Source organism: Yersinia sp. FDAARGOS_228, assembly GCF_002073315.2.
In the GTDB taxonomy this organism is placed as follows: domain Bacteria; phylum Pseudomonadota; class Gammaproteobacteria; order Enterobacterales; family Enterobacteriaceae; genus Yersinia; species Yersinia intermedia.
On the sequence record NZ_CP020409.2, the window covers coordinates 3,185,414 to 3,204,276 of the forward strand.

Sequence of the window (18,863 nt, forward strand, 5' to 3'; positions counted from 1 at the left end):
TTACAAGGCAGGAGGGAACTCTTGCCTTTCGGGGGTGATATGTTGTTGGCAGGCGCTATTTTTGTTTTGACAATTGTATTGGTCATCTGGCAACCCAGAGGGCTGGGAATTGGTTGGAGTGCCATGCTCGGTGCGGGGCTGGCGTTACTGAGTGGGGTGGTTCACATCGGCGATATTCCGGTGGTGTGGCAGATTGTCTGGAATGCGACAGCGACCTTTATTGCGGTGATCATCATCAGTCTGTTATTGGATGAGTCGGGGTTCTTTGAATGGGCCGCACTACATGTGGCAAGGTGGGGCAATGGTCGTGGTCGTTTACTGTTTACTTACATCATCTTATTAGGTGCGGCAGTGGCGGCACTGTTCGCTAATGATGGTGCCGCACTTATCCTGACACCGATTGTAATTGCGATGCTATTGGCGCTGGGCTTTAGCCGTGGCGCGACATTGGCTTTCGTGATGGCGGCCGGATTTATTGCTGATACGGCCAGTTTGCCGCTTATCGTTTCTAATCTGGTGAATATTGTCTCGGCAGATTTCTTTAACCTTGGATTCACTGAATATGCCGCAGTGATGGTGCCGGTTAACCTGGCGGCGATTGCGTCAACGCTGGTCATGTTACATCTATTTTTTCGCAAAGATATACCGGTTGTTTACGATCTGTCGCTGTTGAAAATGCCGAAAGAAGCGATCCGTGATGTAAACACCTTTAAGACCGGATGGTTGGTTTTGGTGCTACTGTTGGTCGGCTTTTTTGGTCTGGAGCCGCTCGGTGTACCTGTTAGCCTGGTTGCCGCTGTTGGGGCGCTGATTCTGTTTGTCGTAGCGAAGAAAGGCCATGTTATTAACACCGGTAAAGTGCTACGCGGTGCGCCATGGCAAATTGTTATCTTCTCACTGGGTATGTACCTGGTGGTTTATGGCCTGCGTAATGCGGGGCTGACCCACTATCTTTCTGCCTTGCTAAATCAACTGGGTGAGCAGGGGTTGTGGGTGGCTACGCTCGGCACCGGATTCTTGACGGCGTTCCTGTCTTCCATCATGAACAATATGCCGACCGTGTTAGTGGGGGCGTTGTCAATTGATGGCAGCTCTGCCACTGGCGTGATTAAACAGGCGATGATTTATGCTAACGTCATCGGCAGCGATTTGGGGCCGAAAATTACCCCGATAGGCAGTCTGGCGACCTTATTGTGGTTGCATGTTCTGTCGCAAAAAAATATGACCATTACCTGGGGCTATTACTTCCGGGTGGGCATTGTCATGACAATACCGGTGCTGTTGGTCACGCTGGCAGCGTTAGCGCTACGGTTATCAGTACCTCTGTAGCAACTGTTAACAAACAAGGCTTAATAACAATCTCAGCAGGCAACGGTTGCTGGGATTTTAACGAGAGATCATCCAGATGAGCAATGTAACTATTTATCATAATCCAGCCTGTGGTACATCGCGTAACACGCTGGAGTTAATCCGCAACAGTGGCACAGAACCCACGGTGATCCAGTATCTGGAAACACCACCAAGTCGCGAGGTATTAGTCAAACTGATCGCGGATATGGGGATCACGGTGCGGGCGTTGTTACGTAAAAATGTCGAGCCTTATGAGCAATTAGGGTTGGCTGAAGGGACTTTCAGCGATGACCAACTAATTGATTTTATGTTGCAGCATCCTATCCTGATCAACCGCCCGATAGTTGTCACTTCGCTAGGTACCAGATTGTGTCGACCTTCTGAGGTGGTGTTAGAGATTTTGCCCGATGCGCAACGAGGCTCGTTCAACAAGGAAGATGGCGAACCCGTGATAGATGAACAGGGCAAACGCATAGAAAAATAACCAGATAGCGCCAGAAGGGAGCACTGAGTGCTCCTTTTTGTGTATGGCACTTAGGATAATAAATAACCCACCGAGGATAGCCAATGAGGGAAGTGCATGTTCGTGAAATGGCTGAAAACGATTGGTTTGCAGTCAGTACTATTTATCAAGATGGAATTGATACCGGTCATGCTACCTTTCAAACCGAATCGCCGAGCTGGCATGATTGGAACGACAGCCATATGGATCAGTGCCGCTATGTCGCGCTCATAGACGGTAAAATTGAAGGTTGGATTGCATTATCTGCTTTTTCTAAACGTCACGCTTATCGCGGTGTCGCTGAAGTGAGCATTTACGTGAATCCACAGATCAGTGGTCAGGGCATTGGTTATAGATTGATGTCCCATGTGATTAATGCGTCTGAAGCGGTGGGTATCTGGACACTGATTGCGGGTATTTTCCCTGAAAATACAGGCAGTATCAGGCTGCATGAAAAGTCGGGCTTTCGCGTGATAGGCATCAGGGAAAAAGTCGGCGAGATGAGAGGTGTGTGGCGGGATGTTATGTTGATGGAAAGAAGAAGCAAAGTAGTGAATTATTAAAGGTAAAGAAAAGCATCGACGATTAACCCGTTCGATGCTTTAAATTCCACTTGGCTATCTGTTATTACATCAATTATATAAGGTTGAAATGTTCAGCATTTGCTATTCAAATGGGCAGCCTATATTCAATGACTCCGGGCTTCTCGGCAATCCAATTATACAATTTCTGAGCCGTCAAATTACTCTCCTGAGTATGCCAGTATAATCGGGCACATTGGCGTTCCTCAGCTTGCTGTTTCACATATTCAATAAGCTGCTTACCAATATGTTTCCCTCGAGACGCAGGAGCAACAAACAGGTCTTCTAAGTAACAAAAGTCATTGATAGCCCAAGTTGAACCGTGAAAAACATAGTGAACGAAGCCAAGAATTTTCGAACCTTCTCGCGCAACTGCACAATACATCGGGATCTCTGCGTCAAAGAAACGCTTCCATGTTACAAGCGTTGTCTCTTCCGGCAACTCAACGTTATAAAATTGCTGGTAGTCTAACCAATAGGGTAGCCATTTAGCGTACTCATCTGCTTGTACTGGGCTCACGGAGATAGTGTGGATATTATCAATCATATCAACCTCTTGTATTCATAGGTAAAAATAAAATCGTTTAGAGATTGAATCATAGTTTTTATAGTGGTCTTACATAAGGTACACTTTCTTCATTTTTCATGGATCCACTTTTATAATGAAAAAGAACGATGCCAACTTCCCCAGTTTATTGCTTAAGAAAGGCGTAATTAAAGAGCAGTTTCATCTGGCTCTAAAAGAATTGATACTTAATGGGCAATTAAAATCGGGAACTAAACTCCCGTCCAGCAGAACGCTTTCTGAAATGATGTCGATTTCTCGGAATTCTGTTATTTCTGGTTTTGATCGCTTGATTGATGAAGGCTATCTCATTACAAAGAAGGGCGCGGGTACTTATGTTTCATCCATTATTCCTGATGAAATGATTCATATACAAACCACTGCTCAACACCAACGTGTTGATGATAAAAACATCGAGCTGAATATTAATCCGCAGATGAAATTAATGTCATCAATTTGGGATAAATCTTTACCTTATTCAGGACAAAGTCGAATATTTAGTATTGGAATAGGGTGTATCGATTTATTTCCCCATGAACTTTGGGGGCGGTTATTAGGGCGCGCGTGGCGGCAGTTTCGTAAGCAGATTGGACAATTAAACGAGCCTTTAGGATTTCAGCCATTAAGGGTAGCAATATCTGACTATGTTCGAACAACGCGTGGTTTAAATTGTACTGAAGACCAAATACTTATTGTGAATGGAACACAACAAGCGATAAATTTAGCAGCACAAGTTCTGCTGCAAAAGGGTGATGAGGTTTGGTTAGATGAGCCGGGATATGATGGTGCTTTAGGGGCATTTACTGCCATGGGTGCTAAAATATGCCCTGTAATCAGTGATAAAGACGGTATGGATATTTCCTATGGCATCAGGCGGTGGCCAAATGCAAAAATGATTTTCACCTCGCCTTCACATCAATTTCCTCTGGGTGGAACGTTGAGTTTATCAAGAAGAATGGCTTTACTTGACTGGGCGGCTGAAAATAAAACGTGGGTTTTTGAAGATGACTATAATAGTGAATTCCGATATACAGCTCCGCCGATACAAGCTCTTCAGGGGTTGGATAAGCAACAGCGAGTGATTTATGCTGGAACCTTTTCAAAAATGATGTTCCCCGAATTTCGCTTAGGTTTCCTTGTTATACCGAGCAATCTCATTGAGTCATTTAAGCTCGCCAAATACTATGCGGATACGCGCACATCTTATTTAGAACAAGCCACTCTTGCCATGTTTATTGCTGATGGTCATTATGCCCGCCATGTCAGACGGGTCAGAAAAGCCTGCTACGAACGTAAAAAAATAATAACGGAAGCCATCCAACAGTATCTGCCAAATAATTTTAGGATTGAACCCTCTGATTCAGGTATTCACATTGTCTGTTGGTTACCCGATATTTTAAAAGAGCAGGATATTATCGATAAATGCCGTAAAATAGGGTTAGGAGCACAACCCCTTTCCCGTTATTGCCAAACAAACTCAGCAGGCCACGCTATTTTATTAGGCTTTGCAGCTCATTCACCTGCAGAAATCGTGGCAGGAATACAAAGGCTGGGCCAAATAATTGCATAAATTATGTATTAGCTACCCCAGCGGCTTCTAATATAACTGACTGCTTCTTGGGTTTGTGGTTGGTTGAGGTTGTTCTCTCTGAACAGAATAGTCCCGTTGATTTGTGGCACTGACTCGTTCCAATCAAGCTGTTTTTTCAGCTCTGGTACGCCCCCATTGTTAGACCATTCTGGCTCATTCTTTGAAGGTTCACCCACTTTGTACAGCGCAATACCAATATAGAGGCGTGTTTTGGTAGGTTTCACCACGCTGACCCACCATTTGGCTAGCACATCATAACGGGCCACTTTACGTGAGAAGGGCCAATAAAGCTGCGGGGCAATGTAATCCAGTAACCCTTGTTGCACCCAGAGGCGGGTATCTGCATAAGCTTCATCATATGCCGCTGCTCCTAGCGTGTCGGAACCTGCCGGATCGTGTGAACGATTACGCCAGACGCCAGAAGGACTGACGCCAAATTCAACGTTAGGTTTCAACTGCTTAATAGTGTGCGAAACTTGTTGAATAAGTTGTAGTGTGTTGTGCCGTCTCCAGTCTGCTTTTGATTCAAATGATTGACCATATTTTTTGAACGTCTGGTTGTCGTTCAAGGCTGAATCCGGTGACTCGGCGTAGAAGTAATCATCAAATTGCACACCGTCAATAGGATAATGTGCAACAACTTCGGCCACGATACTGGTGATCCAATCCCGTACTTCAGGAATACCAGGGTCGAGGACAAAGCGCTCGTTTGCTGTGCGGATCCAATCGCGATGTAGCACAAATACGCTAGCCGGATGCAGCGATAATGTACTGTTCAGTTCTGTAACAGTAGCTGGCTTAGTATTAACAGATACTCTATAGGGATTAAACCAGGCATGGACTTTCATACCACGACTGTGTGCTTCATCCAGCATAAATTGCAGCGGATCGTATCCAGGATCCTCACCAATATTACCCGTCATGACATCTGACCATGGCAAAATTTTTGATGCCCAAAGCGCAGAGCCATCAGGTTTAACCTGGAAGAAGACCGTGTTGATACCAAGACTTTTTAACTTATCCAACTTATCGGTCAGCGCTTTCTGTTGCTGGCTGATGCGAGTGGCAGAATTGTTGAGATTGACTGACGTCACCGGTGGCCAGTCGAGGCGGGAAACGGTTGCCAGCCAGACACCGCGCACCGGTTCGTGACTCTGCTGAGATTTAGCCGCCGGAGGTAGCGGGGTGACTAGAGATCTCGGCGGTTCAGAGGAACAACTGGCAAGTATAAGAGCACAAGCAAATAGTGCACCCAATGGTATAACTTTAGTGGCAGGGTGAAAATGATGAGAACAGGCGATGATATTCTCCGATTTTTTCTGGTAGTTGCTTGGCAAAGAAACATTCTCTTATTATTCGAATTTGAGTCAATGTCTTTAGACATTCAGAGTCGCACTCATTATTGATCAGAATTCAGCAAAAAATCCCAAAGGGATTGGCTATGACTTTTCACATAACACGATCTACAGCGGTTGACGGCCAAGAGTATCGAACTTGATGAGTATGAACGAGATAGGGTAAATACACTATGAACATAACAACAGAAAAGAACTGGAGCGATAAGAGCGACCCGGCGGTAAACACCAATCTACAAAAATCATCCGATTCGCCAGTTGGTTACCCTTCATATTAGAGAGAGGGACCATGAAAGATAACCAACTGATTTATTGTGATGTCATTGAAAGAGATGAAGTCTTAAACCAATGCATTCAATTTAACATAATATACATTATGCGCACCAAGGTGACGATAGGTAAAATCTGAGGGTTTAGTCTTTATCATGGATGGTTGCTCTCATTTAGATCTCTTTGTTGGTACGCCCACCAACTTGAGGAAAAACTTGCCTTCCCAGTTGAACTATTCAATATTCAATCCAGTGTATTACGTCTCGCCACGCATTAAAGTTTCAATGATTCATCTATCTTTGACTGGTTTTTTTAAGTTCAGAAAAGAACTGGAACGATAAGAGTGAACCGACTTGAGGCTCTATGTTTCACTAAAACAGCACTGAAATTGCCTTCCAGTACTGTGGTTGGATCATTGATAAAATGTGATATTAAGGCGCTTCACTTTGCTAAAGCTACCTCCAATGCAGAAATATCATTAGAGCTGAGTATGGGAATTAACCGTGCTAATTCGTCTTCAGAATTGTCGTAAATACTTAAATTTAGAATGCGTTTTATAACATCTTGTGGGAAACGAAATTTAATAACGCGTGCCGGATTACCACCAACGACAGCGTATGGCGGAATGTCTTTTGTGACGATACTCCCGGCCGCGATAACGGCACCCTCACCGACCGTAATTCCAGGCATAATCATGCAACGCATACCGAGCCAGCAACCATCGTTCAGCACTGTGTCCCCCCGAGGCTGATATGAGTTTTTTATCATGCTCATAAATGGATAAAGACTAATAAAATCAGGGCAATGATTATTATTCCCACCCATCAATATGACAGTTTCAGCCGCAATACAAACATAATTTCCGATAATAAGCCGATCTGTATGCCCAAGCGGCACCCATTCCTGACTGATAGTATCTCCATGCAGGTATCGAACTACCGATTTTTCAAATCCCTGATCCCAGCTATCGCTGTAGTAGCTATGTTGGCCTTTGATCTCAATATTTGGATTTTTAACAGTAAGGTGGAGATATTCCACTCTCGACCAATGTTTCTCTTTCATGACTTTTCCCTTTCAACAAGAAAGCCACGGAACGTTTTAATTTCGTGGCAGTGACTACACGCTCAAATAATCACTGCATTCAGTTATTCGGGGATGGAGCAACAGCGGGCAGAGAAAACAATTCATATTCATTACGATCACCTTTTGACCCATTTTAAGTAAATTATCTTATATTTTCAACCAGGTGATATTCTTGCTCTGATGTGCAGGAATCCTAAAGGCAGCAGGTCGACTGAATACTTCTACGGCGCGATATTCCGTTACACTGTCACTAATAACCCTCTTTTTAATCCTATTAAGATCCGGTATGCTCAAAATATGCTAGGAAATTTTATGCGTGATGGATTGTGTCGGAATAGCTTCCTCCTATAGTTAACAGTATGTTAATTATATTATTAGCAAAGAAAAATAAGGAATATGTATGATCGTTTTCGTCACTGGTGCAACCTCAGGTTTTGGTGAGGCAATAGCTCGGAAATTTATTAGCCACGGGCATCAGGTTATCGCAACGGGTCGCCGTCAGGAACGTTTGGAAGAATTGAAGGACGAATTGGGCGAACAGCTACATATTGTACGTTTAGATGTACGGAATCGAGCGGCTATTCAGCAAGTTATCGATGAACTGCCTACCGAACTAAAAGATATCGATCTGTTAGTTAACAATGCCGGTTTAGCATTGGGATTGGAACCTGCACATAAAGCCAATGTTGAAGACTGGGATACGATGATTGACACCAACACCAAAGGTTTGGTGAATATGACGCGTGCTTTATTGCCTGCAATGGTAGCCCGTAATGTTGGCCACGTGATTAACATCGGCTCTACTGCCGCCAACTGGCCGTATGCCGGTGGTAATGTATACGGAGCCACGAAAGCGTTTGTGAAACAATTTAGTCTGGGTCTGCGTGCTGACTTGCACGGTACACGTATTCGTGTGACGGATATTGAACCTGGTATGGTTGGTGGCACTGAATTCTCAGCAGTTCGCTTTAAAGGCGATGGCGACAAAGTCAATAAAACCTATGATGGCGCTAATCCACTGATACCTGAGGATATCGCTGAAGCCGTCTATTGGGTTGCTACGCTGCCAGCACGGGTCAATATTAACTCACTGGAGATGATGCCAGTCAGCCAATCTTTTGCCGGGTTGAGTATTCATCGCGAAAGTTAATATCAGGCGTTATCGGGTAAAATCTGGCTGGGGCCATCACCGCCCCACCCTTAATTTACCCGCCAGCCCGCGACAATAATCAGCATGTTTGGCGTTGGGAAAATTAACTCTGATTTTGAACATTAGGTCTTACAAACTTAGGTGGGATATATAAATCAAAACCTAAGTTTCCACAATACTCTCTAAACATATTTATAGAGCCAACACCGCATTTTTCGTACATTATACCTAATCTATTCTCTATTGTTCTGTGTGATAAAGAAAGCCTCTTCGCTACCATTTTAGTCGTCATGGGTTGTAATATGAAAAAAATTATCTCAAGTTCTTTCTCGCTAAACAGGTCTGTTGGCGGGGTTAGTGTTAATACTGAAGGTGTACGGCGGTCTATATATTGAGAAAGAGAAATAAAATTTAATTTGCTGGCATTTGTTAATGTTCCTATACATTCACCGATTTTATTGTAAATAGGAAACCTGGGTAAATAGTAGGGTTCTAGTATTCTATCTCGACCATAAAAATTGGTTGAAATAATGACCACGCGTTTTCCACTTCTTTCGGCTTTTCTATCATTTGCTTGATATTGTTCAGCAAATTCTGCCCAATCGGCCGGGCATTCGTTATCTAACCGGCCCTCTATATCAAAACCAGCAGGTAAATTTAAAAAATCCAGACCGGCTTGATTTACGTACACGTAACGTGATTGGCAATCTCTCACAACCCACGGTTCATGGCTGTGCTCCATAATGGAAATCAGCGGAAGTGAATTCAGGGATTTTACGACTAAATTTTTTGAATCCGATGGCTTATTTTTTTCATCCATGATCAGCTCAGCCTCTCAAGTTATTTTTAATAAAAAAAGAATATGACCATTGAGTGCAACCCTTTAAAGTATACTCAACAGAATCCGCGATATCAAGATGGTGTCGAGGGCATTTTAGTTGTCTATTATTTATTAATCTTAAGTGAATTAATTCCCTGCCGTAACATTATTTTAGAAAATAATTATAGGCAAAGCCATTCGAATATTCATTACTGCATGAAGATTAATGGATGCTATCATATTGAAGTGGTGATTCTAACAAAATCATTGTAATAAGAGTGTTTTGCGCTTAGGTATTTTATCCATATAAATACCAAAAGACAAATCAACTAAAAGCATACTCGAAACTTTATTATATATAATATCAATGGCTGCTTATTAGTTTTAATTAATATCATCATAATCACATTTAGTTCAATGAAGAAAACGAGGGGCCATCATCGCCCCACCCTTAATTTACCCGCCAGCCCGCGACAATAATCAGCATTCCAGCCAGAGCGACACCTGCTCCCACCCAATCGAACAGGGAAAGTTTCACGCCATCGACTACCCGTAGCCAAATTAATGCGGTCGCAACATAAACGCCACCGTATGCGGCATAAACACGCCCACTGGCCGCAGGATGGAGTGTCAATAACCAAACAAACAGTGCCAGGCTGCCTGCGGCTGGAAGTAGCAACCAGAACGTCCCGCCTTTGCGTAGCCACAAATAGGGCAAGAAGCAGCCCATTATCTCAGCCAGTGCAGTAACAAAAAACAGTAGCGACGTCTTTAACATAGCCAGAACTCTTGATATTGCCCCTAAGGCAAATGTTTAAAATTAACATTAGGTTACTCTACATCTTCCCTACGGCGCTGTCGCCGACTGGTTTATATACTGAAAGCAATGATATAATTTTTTATCCGCTAATAGCGTGTCAGTAAACTACATGATGATTAAACATCACCGACTCATAAAGGACTTAAGACGATGAAAATAACTAGCCTGCCACGCCTGATAAGTGCGTTTCTGCCGCTAGCCTTGGTTATGTTTGCCTGGCAAACACCGGCCTTGGCACAGGCAACCAATTGCACCCAAGGCAGTACCTGTGTTTCTGTTGGTGGTGGCAATGATTCGATGTCCAAAGAACAGGCTCGCCAAAGCCAACAGCAATGGGATGATACTCATCGCCTGCGCAATAAAGTTAACACTCGGGTTGAAAAGAACTTTGATAAGTTTGATCGGGCTGAAGATGCGAAAGACAACTGTGACCGCAGTGAAAATTTGAACGCCTATTGGGAACCTAACACCCAGCGCTGCCTGGATCGGCTATCAGGCCGCCAGATTAATCCGTAATGAGTGGCTATGGCTCAGATTTACTTGAGGTTATGAGAATCTGGGCTATCCTTTAGGCACGGCTTAAGAATCAATATGTTAGGCAAGCTATTCATCCACATAAGGATTTTATGATGAAAAAAACGCTTATTATCAGTACATTGTTGTTATCGCTGGCCCCTATGGCTGCACTGGCATCTTGTGAAAGTGTGAAAGCAGATATCACACAGAAGATTATCAATAATGGAGTGCCTGAATCCGGTTTTAAACTGGATATCGTTCCTAATGATCAAGTTCAGCAAGCTGGCGGTCAGGTGGTCGGGCATTGCGAAAATGACAGCCAGAAAATTGTTTATACCCGTATAACCGACAGCGAGTAATCTCGCCGTCACCAGTCTGGGTGTGCCTTTCGGTGCACCCTTCTGTTTTATCAAAAATTTATTTCTGCATTTCTCAATCTTTACTGGTCATTCATTTGATGACAAGTAACAATTGATGACAAATTACAATCTCTGCGCCAACTTACCTATCAATCACCAAAGTATGGGGTTTACCTCAATATGTCAGTCAGTAGCGTTGCATGAAACGGCCTGCCCACCTGTATTACTATCGCGCCATGCTGCGCCGTCTGCTGATTTCGGTGATGCTCGGAATGATGGCAGCCTTGATTGTTTGGTTATTTCATCAGGCAATGTTGGGATTGGAATGGCTATTATTTGCCCGAACCGATGGTAGCCTGGTGGCCGCAGCCTCTTCTATTACTGGCTGGCGACGCGCATTAACCCCGGCATTAGGCGGTTTGGCCGCCGGTGCTCTACTTTGGGGATACCAGCGTTACCAGAATCAAAAAACCAGTAGTGCACCAACCGACTACATGGAAGCCATCGAGATCGGTGACGGCCGGTTAGATGTTTCCGCCAGTCTGGTCAAGTCCCTCGCTTCATTATTAGTTGTTTCCAGTGGTAGCGCAATTGGTCGTGAAGGGGCAATGGTGCTATTAGCGGCCTTGTTTGCGTCTGTTTTTGCTCAGCGCTACGCCAAACCTAGCGAATGGAAGCTTTGGGTTGCCTGCGGTGCCGCTGCCGGGATGGCCAGCGCCTATCATGCGCCGCTGGCGGGAAGTCTATTTATTGCAGAAATTCTGTTTGGTACGTTGATGCTGGCCTCACTTGGGCCAGTAGTGATCGCCGCCGTCAGTGCATTGCTCACTACCAACCTGTTACACGGTGGTCAGGAAACGCTTTATCAAGTGCAAGCGCTACCATCACCGTGGCCAATACAATATTTCCTTATGGCGCTGTTAGGGGTGTTAGCTGGTATCAGCGGCCCTTTGTTTTTAAAAGGTATGGCCGCCAGTGGGCATGCCTTTCGCTCACTTAATCTCTCTCCTCCGCTGCAACTTGCGCTGGGGGGGATAATTGTCGGGTTACTATCGCTGATTTTCCCCGAAGTCTGGGGCAATGGCTACAGTGTGGTGCAGTCACTGCTAACGACTCCGCCAGGGGTTCTATTGATTGCTGGCATACTCATATGCAAATTGTTAGCGGTGTTAGCCAGTAGCGGATCAGGTGCTCCGGGCGGTGTATTCACCCCGACACTGTTTGTCGGGGCTGCTTTGGGTATGTTATGCGGGCAAATGTTCGCCTGGTGGCCTGTTCTTGGCGACAATATTGCATTATTAATGGCGCTGACCGGCATGGCGACCCTACTGGCCGCAACCACGCACGCCCCTATCATGGCGGCATTAATGGTTTGCGAAATGACGGGCGAATACACCCTACTCCCTGGGCTACTATTATCTTGTGTTATTTCGACAACAATAGCTCGATGGTTACGCCCCACCTCGGTATATCATTCGCGCTAAAATAGGCGATCAATACAATAGCTGCTAACCATAATTAATAACGGTATAAATTAATTATCTGCCGATCGCAGTCAGATCTAAATATTTTGCCAGAGGTTTTTCTTCTGGATGAGGAAGATAAGGTAACTGCCCTAATTGTGGGGCTGGTAACCGTTCGCGAAGCATAGCAATTGTTTCGGCGTAATGTGCTAATCCGGGATTAATTCGATTCGCTACCCAACCTAATAACGGCAATCCATCATTGATAATGGCTTGTGCTGTTAATAATGCATGGTTGATACAGCCTAATTTAATTCCGACAACTAAAATAACCGGTAATTGTTCTTGAATCACCCAATCAGAATAGAATCGCTGGTCATTCATCATAACTTTCCAGCCACCACATCCTTCGACCACAACCGTATCGGCTTTGGCGGATAAACGTTGTAATCCGGCCGTCATTTCACCGTAGTTAATCAGCGTATCGGTACAAGCATGGATAACATCCCCTTGCAGGGGAAACGGATTAACCTCCTGATACTCAAGCATTATAGATGATGAAGCTTGTAAGATAAGCGCATCTTGATTACGCAACCCATCAGGCGTCTCTTTACTTTCTGTCGCTACCGGCTTATAGCCTACCGCTGTTCTGCCATTTTGGCTTAAGGCCTGAAGTAAGGCCCGTGACACTACGGTTTTACCGACAGCAGTGTCGGTACCCGTCACAAATACACGCGTTAACATAACAATACTCCGCAATCTGGCCACTTAGACTCAAGTCTTTCCGCCTAACATTAGCGAAATTGGCAACATGGATAAAAGTCTAGGCGATGCCGACAACAGACAGCTTGCGTTAGCGCAAGATTTTGCCGAACTGAGAGAGGTTTTTAACGGATAACACCAAATAATAGGAGGAATACATCGTACATACCCACTAATAATTAACCCATAATTACTAGTGTTAATACCTTACCCTTGCAGTAACTTAACCAGTAATGAACCGTTATATAATGCTTCTTTCACTAATGCAGCACCTGGCATTGTGCCCTGATTAAAAAATGCCGTTGGTTCAACCAAAATATTTTCACTGTAAGCGGGTAATGCCTGCTGGCGAATACATGATGCAATTGCCGGATGTAGAATAGATGCTGCTTTATTTAATGGCGAACCCACCAGAATTTTTTCTGGGTTAAATAAATTGACCATAATGGCTATAATTCGCCCAACGCTGTGGCCAACGCCTAAAATAATATCTTTCGCTAACTGATCGCCCGCCAGCGCCGCATCACATAAAGACTCAACATTTAGTGGCGAGCTGTGTAATAGCGAACTCATTGAGCCATTTAATCGTTGCTGAGCAATTTCCAGGATATTCTCAATACTGGCTACTGTTTCGAGGCAGCCGTGATTGCCGCAATAACAGCGTTTACCGTAGGGATCAACCTGAGTATGACCAATCTCCACCACACTGCGACTGCCTGCATGCAATACCCTACCCGCAGTGATAACACCGGCACCAACGTTATGATCAATGACCACTTGAATAACATTCTGACACCCGCGTGAAGCACCGTACAGCGCTTCAGCCATAGTCCAGGCGCAGATATCGTGTTGTAAATAGACGGGTAATCCCGTTCGTTTTTCTAGCTCTGGGCCAAGAAGCATCTCATTAACATCATAAAACGGCATTTTATGCACAATACCTGCCGGTGCATCAATGATGCCGGGCATAGTAATCGCAATCGCAGTCAGCCTCTCGAGTTTGCCTTGATGCCGGATAAAGAATTGATCAACTTCACTGAGAATACGTGTAAGCAGAGGTTCAGGATGACTATCCGGTAGCGGAATTTGATCCTCAACCACCAGTTTGCTACTGAGATCGCGCAAGGCGAGAGTGATAGAACCGCGACTAATGCGCCCGGAGACATAATGCCAGGCATCGGTATCAAGAACCAAACCAATTGCAGGCCGCCCACGGCTACCAACATCTTGATATTCTGTCTCTTTTACCAGATGAGCTTCAACCAGTTCCCGCACAATCTTGGTAATACTGGCTGGGGCCAGTTGCGCCCGTTTAGACAGTTCAATCCGGGATATCGGGCCGAACAAATCAATCAGCCGATAAACGGCTCCTGCATTGGTCTGCTTGATTTGATCAATGTGCCCAGGTTGTCCATCCGTTATCACTGAACCGGCTCCTTCTCTGCCAACCGAGTATTTTTCGCGCTTCTAAATAAAGATTATCGGCTATGTTGGGGCTTTTAATATATGGCGTCAACTATTTGATTAGTTATGTGATTTACTGCACATAATCACCAGTTTTCCAAGGGCTACTGGTGGTTATTTATACGGAGTCAGCGGGCTGATGTCGCTTGAGTATCCTGTACCATCAAGCGAATCAATGCTTCTGCCGGTGCGGTTACCGGGCGATTCTTATGATTAACCAGCCATACCTCGGTGGTGGCATCAGCCTCAGCTAAAGGCAGATACTTAACCCCATCCACTTTTACCCGCATGAATGAGGCAGGCAATATTGATACGCCCAAACCAGCGGATACCAAACCAACGATGGTCATCGCCTCTCCCACTTCTTGCGTAATATAAGGCGTGATACCCGCGCGGGTTAATAGTGCGAGGATTTCGTCATACAGCGCAGTACCCACTTCACGCGAAAAGAAAACAAAGGGTTGTTCTGCCAGTGAGCTGAATTTAACACTCCCTGAAGGTAAATTCGCTAAGGGACTTTCTTCGTGAACAACGGCAACCAAAGGTTCACGTAACAACAGCCGATATTGTAATGCCTCCGGCAGCCGTGTATTGCGCATTACGCCAAGATCAAGCCGCCCATCCAGTAAAGGTTCAATTTGCTGTCTACTGTTAACTTCCCGCATTTTGATATGCACTTGAGGATGCAGTTGCCGGAATGCCTGTAAATTTTTAGATACCGTGCTAATAAAAGGTGCCGATGAAGTAAAACCGATAGTCAGTTCGCCGGATTCGCCGCGATGCAAACGCCCCGCTTTTTCTGATGCCGAATTCACTTGGGCTAAAATTTGGTAAGACTCCTTTAAAAACAAGGCGCCGGCTTGGGTCAGGCTGACATTACGGTTGTTACGTGCAAAGAGTCGGGCACCAATTTGCTCTTCCAAACTCTGAATTTGCTGGCTGAGTGGCGGCTGAGAAATGCGCAAGCGCTCTGCCGCTCTACCAAAGTGCAATTCTTCTGCTACGGCAATGAAATAACGTAAATGTCTGAGTTCAATACTCATTGCGCTCCATTGATATGTTTAAAGTCTCATTTCTAATGATTAATATATTAGACAAAAAACTTGGCTATTTCTATGCTCTTCTTATTGAGCTAAATAGTGGCTAGATCGAAACAGACAGTCTTTAATTGGGTTATTGATAAGGAAATACCGTGACCACCTCTTTGCGCACTACGTCCACCGTAGCGCCGACATCCGCAGCAAATGATGATGCAACTTCGTTAGCTCCGCCCCCCGAAGTTACACGTTTAACTAAACGACCATATATTCAACGTGGTACACCCGAATTTATCCGTGTGACTCTGGCTTTCTTTTCAGCAGGATTAGCTACATTCGCCCTGCTCTATTGTGTACAACCCATCCTGCCACTGTTATCTCAAGACTTTAATATCTCACCTGCGGGCAGCAGCTTATCGCTTTCTGTCGCCACTGGGATGTTGGCGTTCGGCCTGATGTTTACTGGCCCACTTTCCGATGCCATTGGACGTAAGTCGGTTATGGTCGTTGCGCTAATGCTGGCGGCTATCTGTACTTTAATTTGTGCCTTTATGACCAGTTGGCAAGGGATTTTGTTGATGCGGGCATTGATTGGTCTGTCCTTAAGCGGCGTTGCCGCCGTGGCTATGACCTATCTCAGTGAGGAGATTCACCCGAGTTTTGTCGCACTCTCCATGGGCTTGTATATCAGCGGTAACTCCATCGGAGGGATGAGTGGCCGCCTGGTTACGGGCGTGCTGAGTGACTTCTTTTCCTGGCGTATTGCACTGGCAGTTATTGGCTTATTCGCTTTAGCTGCCGCCTGTATGTTTTGGCGAATTCTTCCGCCGTCTAAACATTTCCGGCCAACATTATTACGGCCAAGAACGCTGGTGATCAATTTCAAGTTACACTGGCGTGATCCCGGTTTGCCACTGCTGTTTGCCGAAGGCTTTTTGATTATGGGCAGCTTTGTCACCTTATTTAATTACATTGGATATCGTTTGCTGGCTCAGCCTTATTATATGAGCCAGGCGGTGGTGGGGTTATTATCAATCGTCTATCTAACGGGTTCTTATAGTTCACCGAAAGCAGGTTCGCTCACCAGCCGATATGGTCGTGGGCCAGTATTATTAGCCTCAATATGCATGATGCTGATGGGTGTTATTATTACCAGCTTTACCCCAGTGATTACGATTTTGTTCGGCATGATGATATTTACTGCTGGCTTCTTTGCCGCCCACTCAGTTGCCAGTAGCTGGATTGGTCGCCGCGCTCGACGCGCGAAAGCGCAAGCCTCATCGCTCTATCTATTTTGCTACTACGCTGGTTCTAGCGTGGCGGGAACATTAGGCGGCATCTTCTGGCTTAATTTAGGCTGGACTGGGGTTGTGGTATTTATTACGACACTTCTGCTGTTGGCACTGTATGTTGGGCAACAATTACGTAAGTTGCCAGAAGCCGCACGAATTTAATCTTTAATTATCGAAATAAAACCGACAGGATAGCCAAACTATAATTTGACGTCCTGTTGGGTATGTACCTATTATTAATATGAAACTTAATACAAAGTTACGATTGGTTAGCGTGTAAATTAAGTACCTAACGTATTTAGGGATTTTTACGAAAATATTTTCTTCATTTATTTGATTTCAGGAGTTCATATGGCAAGTCACTTCCTTACTCTTTGGGACATACTGGCGACAACATTTTCAATTTTCTTCTTTATTGCTTACTTACTGATTCTGTTTCAAGTCATTTCTGACCTTTTTAGAGACCATGAGTTAAGTGGTTTTTATAAAGCGATATGGATTATATTTCTGCTCTTCATCCCACTCTTAACCTCTCTTTTGTATCTTGTTACCCGAGGCAAGGGCATGGCGCAGCGTTATCGCGCTACGGTACAAAAATCTGTATCTGAGACCAATGATTATATCCGTCAGGTTGCGGGGAAATCACCAGCAGAACAGATTACTGATGCCAAAAAATTATTGGATGAAGGAACGATAACCGAAAGCGAATACCAGCAGTTGAAAGCCAAAGCATTGGCTTGATATTTGCCTCATCACAAAAGGCTAAGTGCCATTTATCCGGTCATTTAGCCTTTACTGTCGATTTCCCCTGTACAGCAATGCCCTTCCAATCAAACGGTTTATCCCGAATTGCGGCACTTTTACCATCGTGCTTATAATGCTCACCACAGCTTACTATTTGCGAGATTCAGGAATGAAACATTCACCGTTGCGGCGTTCGCTATTATTAGCCGGTATCACCGTGCCATTGCTCAATTTTGCGCTACCGTCTTGGGCGGTTGGGGCAAAAATGTCATTAGATAATCAACTCGCTGAACTTGAAAAATCGTCAAATGGCCGCTTAGGGCTAGCGTTAATTAATACCGGCAAAGGTACCAAGATTCACTATCGTGGCGGCCAACGCTTCCCATTCTGTAGTACGTTTAAATTAATGCTGGCCGCCGCAGTGTTGGGTCGCAGCCAATCTCAGCCAAATCTACTCAGTAAACACATTACATATCATGAAAGTGATTTACTCGCTTATGCACCGATTACGCGCAAACATTTAGCACAAGGGATGACAGTTGCAGAGCTGTGCGCAGCGACTATTCAGTATAGTGATAACACGGCAGCCAATTTGTTAATCAAACAGTTGGGCGGGCTAGCAATGGTTAATCAGTTTGCACGGAGTATTGGCGATCAAACCTTCAGACTGGATCGCTGGGAACCGGAGTTAAATACTGCCCTGCCAAATGATCCCCGAGATACCACAACCCCCGCAGCTATGGCGGCCAGTGTCAACAAGTTGGTACTGGGAGATGCCCTAGCCGCACCGCAACGGGAGCAGTTAGCCTTGTGGTTAAAAGGAAATACCACAGGAGCGGCAACTATCCGTGCAGGTGCGCCGACTGATTGGGTTATTGGTGATAAAACCGGCAGTGGTGATTATGGTACGACAAATGATGTCGCGGTGTTGTGGCCGGCTAAAGGCGCGCCACTGGTTTTAGTGATTTACTTTACGCAGCTTAAGAAAGAAGCAGAACCACGCCGTGACGTTTTAGCCGCGGCCACCAAAATTGTGTTAGCGCACCTATCCTGATTATCTGTCTGGGGTATTGATATTAATGCCCCGTATTAACCTGCCCCCTGAAAAACCGCGCTGTTGAATCTTTTGCCACTACCCA

The 18,863-nt window shown here is 45.0% G+C and carries 19 protein-coding genes; 11 read left to right on the top strand and 8 right to left on the bottom strand.

Annotation, left to right across the window (positions count from 1 at the left end; genetic code table 11):
• Positions 1 to 39: 39 nt before the first annotated feature.
• The 3 genes from A6J67_RS14700 to A6J67_RS14710 all read left to right on the top strand — a co-directional run bounded on the left by A6J67_RS14700 (position 40) and on the right by A6J67_RS14710 (position 2,415).
• A complete protein-coding gene (locus tag A6J67_RS14700; RefSeq protein ID WP_042569769.1) occupies positions 40 to 1,329 on the top strand; it encodes an arsenic transporter in 1,290 nt (429 codons plus the stop codon).
• Positions 1,330 to 1,405: 76 nt separating this feature from the next.
• Positions 1,406 to 1,834, top strand: coding sequence for a glutaredoxin-dependent arsenate reductase (gene arsC / locus A6J67_RS14705; protein WP_005184189.1), 429 nt, complete (start codon positions 1,406 to 1,408; stop codon positions 1,832 to 1,834).
• Between the two features lie 83 nt (positions 1,835 to 1,917).
• Positions 1,918 to 2,415, top strand: a complete 498-nt coding sequence (locus A6J67_RS14710; RefSeq protein ID WP_042569768.1) for a GNAT family N-acetyltransferase — start codon at positions 1,918 to 1,920, stop codon at positions 2,413 to 2,415.
• A gap of 106 nt (positions 2,416 to 2,521) precedes the next feature.
• On the opposite strand, the gene A6J67_RS14715 is transcribed toward A6J67_RS14710, so the two are convergent.
• Positions 2,522 to 2,980 carry a GNAT family N-acetyltransferase gene (locus tag A6J67_RS14715; RefSeq protein ID WP_005184184.1) on the bottom strand — a complete coding sequence of 153 codons (459 nt, stop codon included), beginning with the start codon at positions 2,978 to 2,980 and terminating at the stop codon, positions 2,522 to 2,524.
• Positions 2,981 to 3,095: 115 nt separating this feature from the next.
• On the opposite strand from A6J67_RS14715, the gene A6J67_RS14720 reads away from it, so the two are divergent.
• On the top strand, positions 3,096 to 4,568 hold the full coding sequence (locus A6J67_RS14720) for a PLP-dependent aminotransferase family protein (RefSeq protein WP_050296971.1): 1,473 nt from the start codon (positions 3,096 to 3,098) through the stop codon (positions 4,566 to 4,568).
• A gap of 8 nt (positions 4,569 to 4,576) precedes the next feature.
• Here the strand turns inward: A6J67_RS14720 and A6J67_RS14725 are convergent, their stop codons facing one another.
• Positions 4,577 to 5,890 (bottom strand): glycoside hydrolase family 10 protein, encoded by a 1,314-nt coding sequence (locus tag A6J67_RS14725; protein ID WP_071984977.1) that lies wholly within the window; start codon positions 5,888 to 5,890, stop codon positions 4,577 to 4,579.
• Between the two features lie 765 nt (positions 5,891 to 6,655).
• Complete coding sequence (locus tag A6J67_RS14730) at positions 6,656 to 7,276, bottom strand: CatB-related O-acetyltransferase (RefSeq protein WP_050073323.1); 621 nt, start codon at positions 7,274 to 7,276, stop codon at positions 6,656 to 6,658.
• A gap of 421 nt (positions 7,277 to 7,697) precedes the next feature.
• On the opposite strand from A6J67_RS14730, the gene ydfG reads away from it, so the two are divergent.
• Positions 7,698 to 8,447 (top strand): bifunctional NADP-dependent 3-hydroxy acid dehydrogenase/3-hydroxypropionate dehydrogenase YdfG, encoded by a 750-nt coding sequence (gene ydfG, locus A6J67_RS14735; RefSeq protein WP_005184166.1) that lies wholly within the window; start codon positions 7,698 to 7,700, stop codon positions 8,445 to 8,447.
• Between the two features lie 103 nt (positions 8,448 to 8,550).
• Here ydfG and A6J67_RS14740 read toward each other — a convergent pair whose 3' ends face one another.
• Positions 8,551 to 9,267, bottom strand: a complete 717-nt coding sequence (locus A6J67_RS14740; protein ID WP_050296970.1) for a helix-turn-helix transcriptional regulator — start codon at positions 9,265 to 9,267, stop codon at positions 8,551 to 8,553.
• 451 nt (positions 9,268 to 9,718) lie between these two features.
• On the bottom strand, positions 9,719 to 10,045 hold the full coding sequence (locus A6J67_RS14745) for a YnfA family protein (RefSeq protein WP_005184163.1): 327 nt from the start codon (positions 10,043 to 10,045) through the stop codon (positions 9,719 to 9,721).
• Between the two features lie 192 nt (positions 10,046 to 10,237).
• On the opposite strand from A6J67_RS14745, the gene A6J67_RS14750 reads away from it, so the two are divergent.
• The 3 genes from A6J67_RS14750 (at position 10,238) to clcB (ending at position 12,446) form a co-directional block, all read left to right on the top strand.
• On the top strand, positions 10,238 to 10,603 hold the full coding sequence (locus tag A6J67_RS14750) for a DUF1283 family protein (RefSeq protein WP_005184161.1): 366 nt from the start codon (positions 10,238 to 10,240) through the stop codon (positions 10,601 to 10,603).
• A gap of 113 nt (positions 10,604 to 10,716) precedes the next feature.
• Complete coding sequence (locus tag A6J67_RS14755; RefSeq protein WP_032906049.1) at positions 10,717 to 10,962, top strand: DUF1161 domain-containing protein; 246 nt, start codon at positions 10,717 to 10,719, stop codon at positions 10,960 to 10,962.
• Between the two features lie 200 nt (positions 10,963 to 11,162).
• A complete protein-coding gene (clcB, locus tag A6J67_RS14760; RefSeq protein ID WP_005184156.1) occupies positions 11,163 to 12,446 on the top strand; it encodes a voltage-gated ClC-type chloride channel ClcB in 1,284 nt (427 codons plus the stop codon).
• Positions 12,447 to 12,500: 54 nt separating this feature from the next.
• Here the strand turns inward: clcB and bioD are convergent, their stop codons facing one another.
• From bioD to A6J67_RS14775, 3 genes are all read right to left on the bottom strand, one after another.
• Positions 12,501 to 13,169, bottom strand: coding sequence for a dethiobiotin synthase (gene bioD, locus A6J67_RS14765; RefSeq protein WP_005184153.1), 669 nt, complete (start codon positions 13,167 to 13,169; stop codon positions 12,501 to 12,503).
• Positions 13,170 to 13,394: 225 nt separating this feature from the next.
• Positions 13,395 to 14,612 (bottom strand): ROK family transcriptional regulator Mlc, encoded by a 1,218-nt coding sequence (gene mlc / locus A6J67_RS14770; RefSeq protein WP_005184149.1) that lies wholly within the window; start codon positions 14,610 to 14,612, stop codon positions 13,395 to 13,397.
• A gap of 167 nt (positions 14,613 to 14,779) precedes the next feature.
• Positions 14,780 to 15,694: a LysR family transcriptional regulator gene (locus A6J67_RS14775; RefSeq protein ID WP_005184147.1), complete on the bottom strand. Its 915-nt coding sequence runs from the start codon at positions 15,692 to 15,694 to the stop codon at positions 14,780 to 14,782.
• A gap of 149 nt (positions 15,695 to 15,843) precedes the next feature.
• On the opposite strand from A6J67_RS14775, the gene A6J67_RS14780 reads away from it, so the two are divergent.
• From A6J67_RS14780 to bla, 3 genes are all read left to right on the top strand, one after another.
• Positions 15,844 to 17,142, top strand: coding sequence for an MFS transporter (locus A6J67_RS14780; protein ID WP_032906047.1), 1,299 nt, complete (start codon positions 15,844 to 15,846; stop codon positions 17,140 to 17,142).
• Between the two features lie 189 nt (positions 17,143 to 17,331).
• Positions 17,332 to 17,721: an SHOCT domain-containing protein gene (locus tag A6J67_RS14785; RefSeq protein WP_032906046.1), complete on the top strand. Its 390-nt coding sequence runs from the start codon at positions 17,332 to 17,334 to the stop codon at positions 17,719 to 17,721.
• A gap of 172 nt (positions 17,722 to 17,893) precedes the next feature.
• Positions 17,894 to 18,778 carry a class A beta-lactamase gene (gene bla, locus A6J67_RS14790; protein ID WP_042569760.1) on the top strand — a complete coding sequence of 295 codons (885 nt, stop codon included), beginning with the start codon at positions 17,894 to 17,896 and terminating at the stop codon, positions 18,776 to 18,778.
• The last annotated feature ends 85 nt before the right edge of the window (positions 18,779 to 18,863 follow it).

Excerpts from the sequence above, each read along its gene's own strand:
- A6J67_RS14700 (WP_042569769.1), top strand. The coding sequence starts at position 40 with ATGTTGTTGGCAGGCGCTATTTTTGTTTTGACAATTGTATTGGTCATC.
- arsC (WP_005184189.1), top strand. The coding sequence starts at position 1,406 with ATGAGCAATGTAACTATTTATCATAATCCAGCCTGTGGTACATCGCGT.
- A6J67_RS14710 (WP_042569768.1), top strand. The coding sequence starts at position 1,918 with ATGAGGGAAGTGCATGTTCGTGAAATGGCTGAAAACGATTGGTTTGCA.
- A6J67_RS14715 (WP_005184184.1), bottom strand. The coding sequence starts at position 2,980 with ATGATTGATAATATCCACACTATCTCCGTGAGCCCAGTACAAGCAGAT.
- A6J67_RS14720 (WP_050296971.1), top strand. The coding sequence starts at position 3,096 with ATGAAAAAGAACGATGCCAACTTCCCCAGTTTATTGCTTAAGAAAGGC.
- A6J67_RS14730 (WP_050073323.1), bottom strand. The coding sequence starts at position 7,276 with ATGAAAGAGAAACATTGGTCGAGAGTGGAATATCTCCACCTTACTGTT.
- ydfG (WP_005184166.1), top strand. The coding sequence starts at position 7,698 with ATGATCGTTTTCGTCACTGGTGCAACCTCAGGTTTTGGTGAGGCAATA.
- A6J67_RS14740 (WP_050296970.1), bottom strand. The coding sequence starts at position 9,267 with ATGGATGAAAAAAATAAGCCATCGGATTCAAAAAATTTAGTCGTAAAA.
- A6J67_RS14745 (WP_005184163.1), bottom strand. The coding sequence starts at position 10,045 with ATGTTAAAGACGTCGCTACTGTTTTTTGTTACTGCACTGGCTGAGATA.
- A6J67_RS14750 (WP_005184161.1), top strand. The coding sequence starts at position 10,238 with ATGAAAATAACTAGCCTGCCACGCCTGATAAGTGCGTTTCTGCCGCTA.
- A6J67_RS14755 (WP_032906049.1), top strand. The coding sequence starts at position 10,717 with ATGAAAAAAACGCTTATTATCAGTACATTGTTGTTATCGCTGGCCCCT.
- clcB (WP_005184156.1), top strand. The coding sequence starts at position 11,163 with ATGAAACGGCCTGCCCACCTGTATTACTATCGCGCCATGCTGCGCCGT.
- bioD (WP_005184153.1), bottom strand. The coding sequence starts at position 13,169 with ATGTTAACGCGTGTATTTGTGACGGGTACCGACACTGCTGTCGGTAAA.
- A6J67_RS14775 (WP_005184147.1), bottom strand. The coding sequence starts at position 15,694 with ATGAGTATTGAACTCAGACATTTACGTTATTTCATTGCCGTAGCAGAA.
- A6J67_RS14785 (WP_032906046.1), top strand. The coding sequence starts at position 17,332 with ATGGCAAGTCACTTCCTTACTCTTTGGGACATACTGGCGACAACATTT.
- bla (WP_042569760.1), top strand. The coding sequence starts at position 17,894 with ATGAAACATTCACCGTTGCGGCGTTCGCTATTATTAGCCGGTATCACC.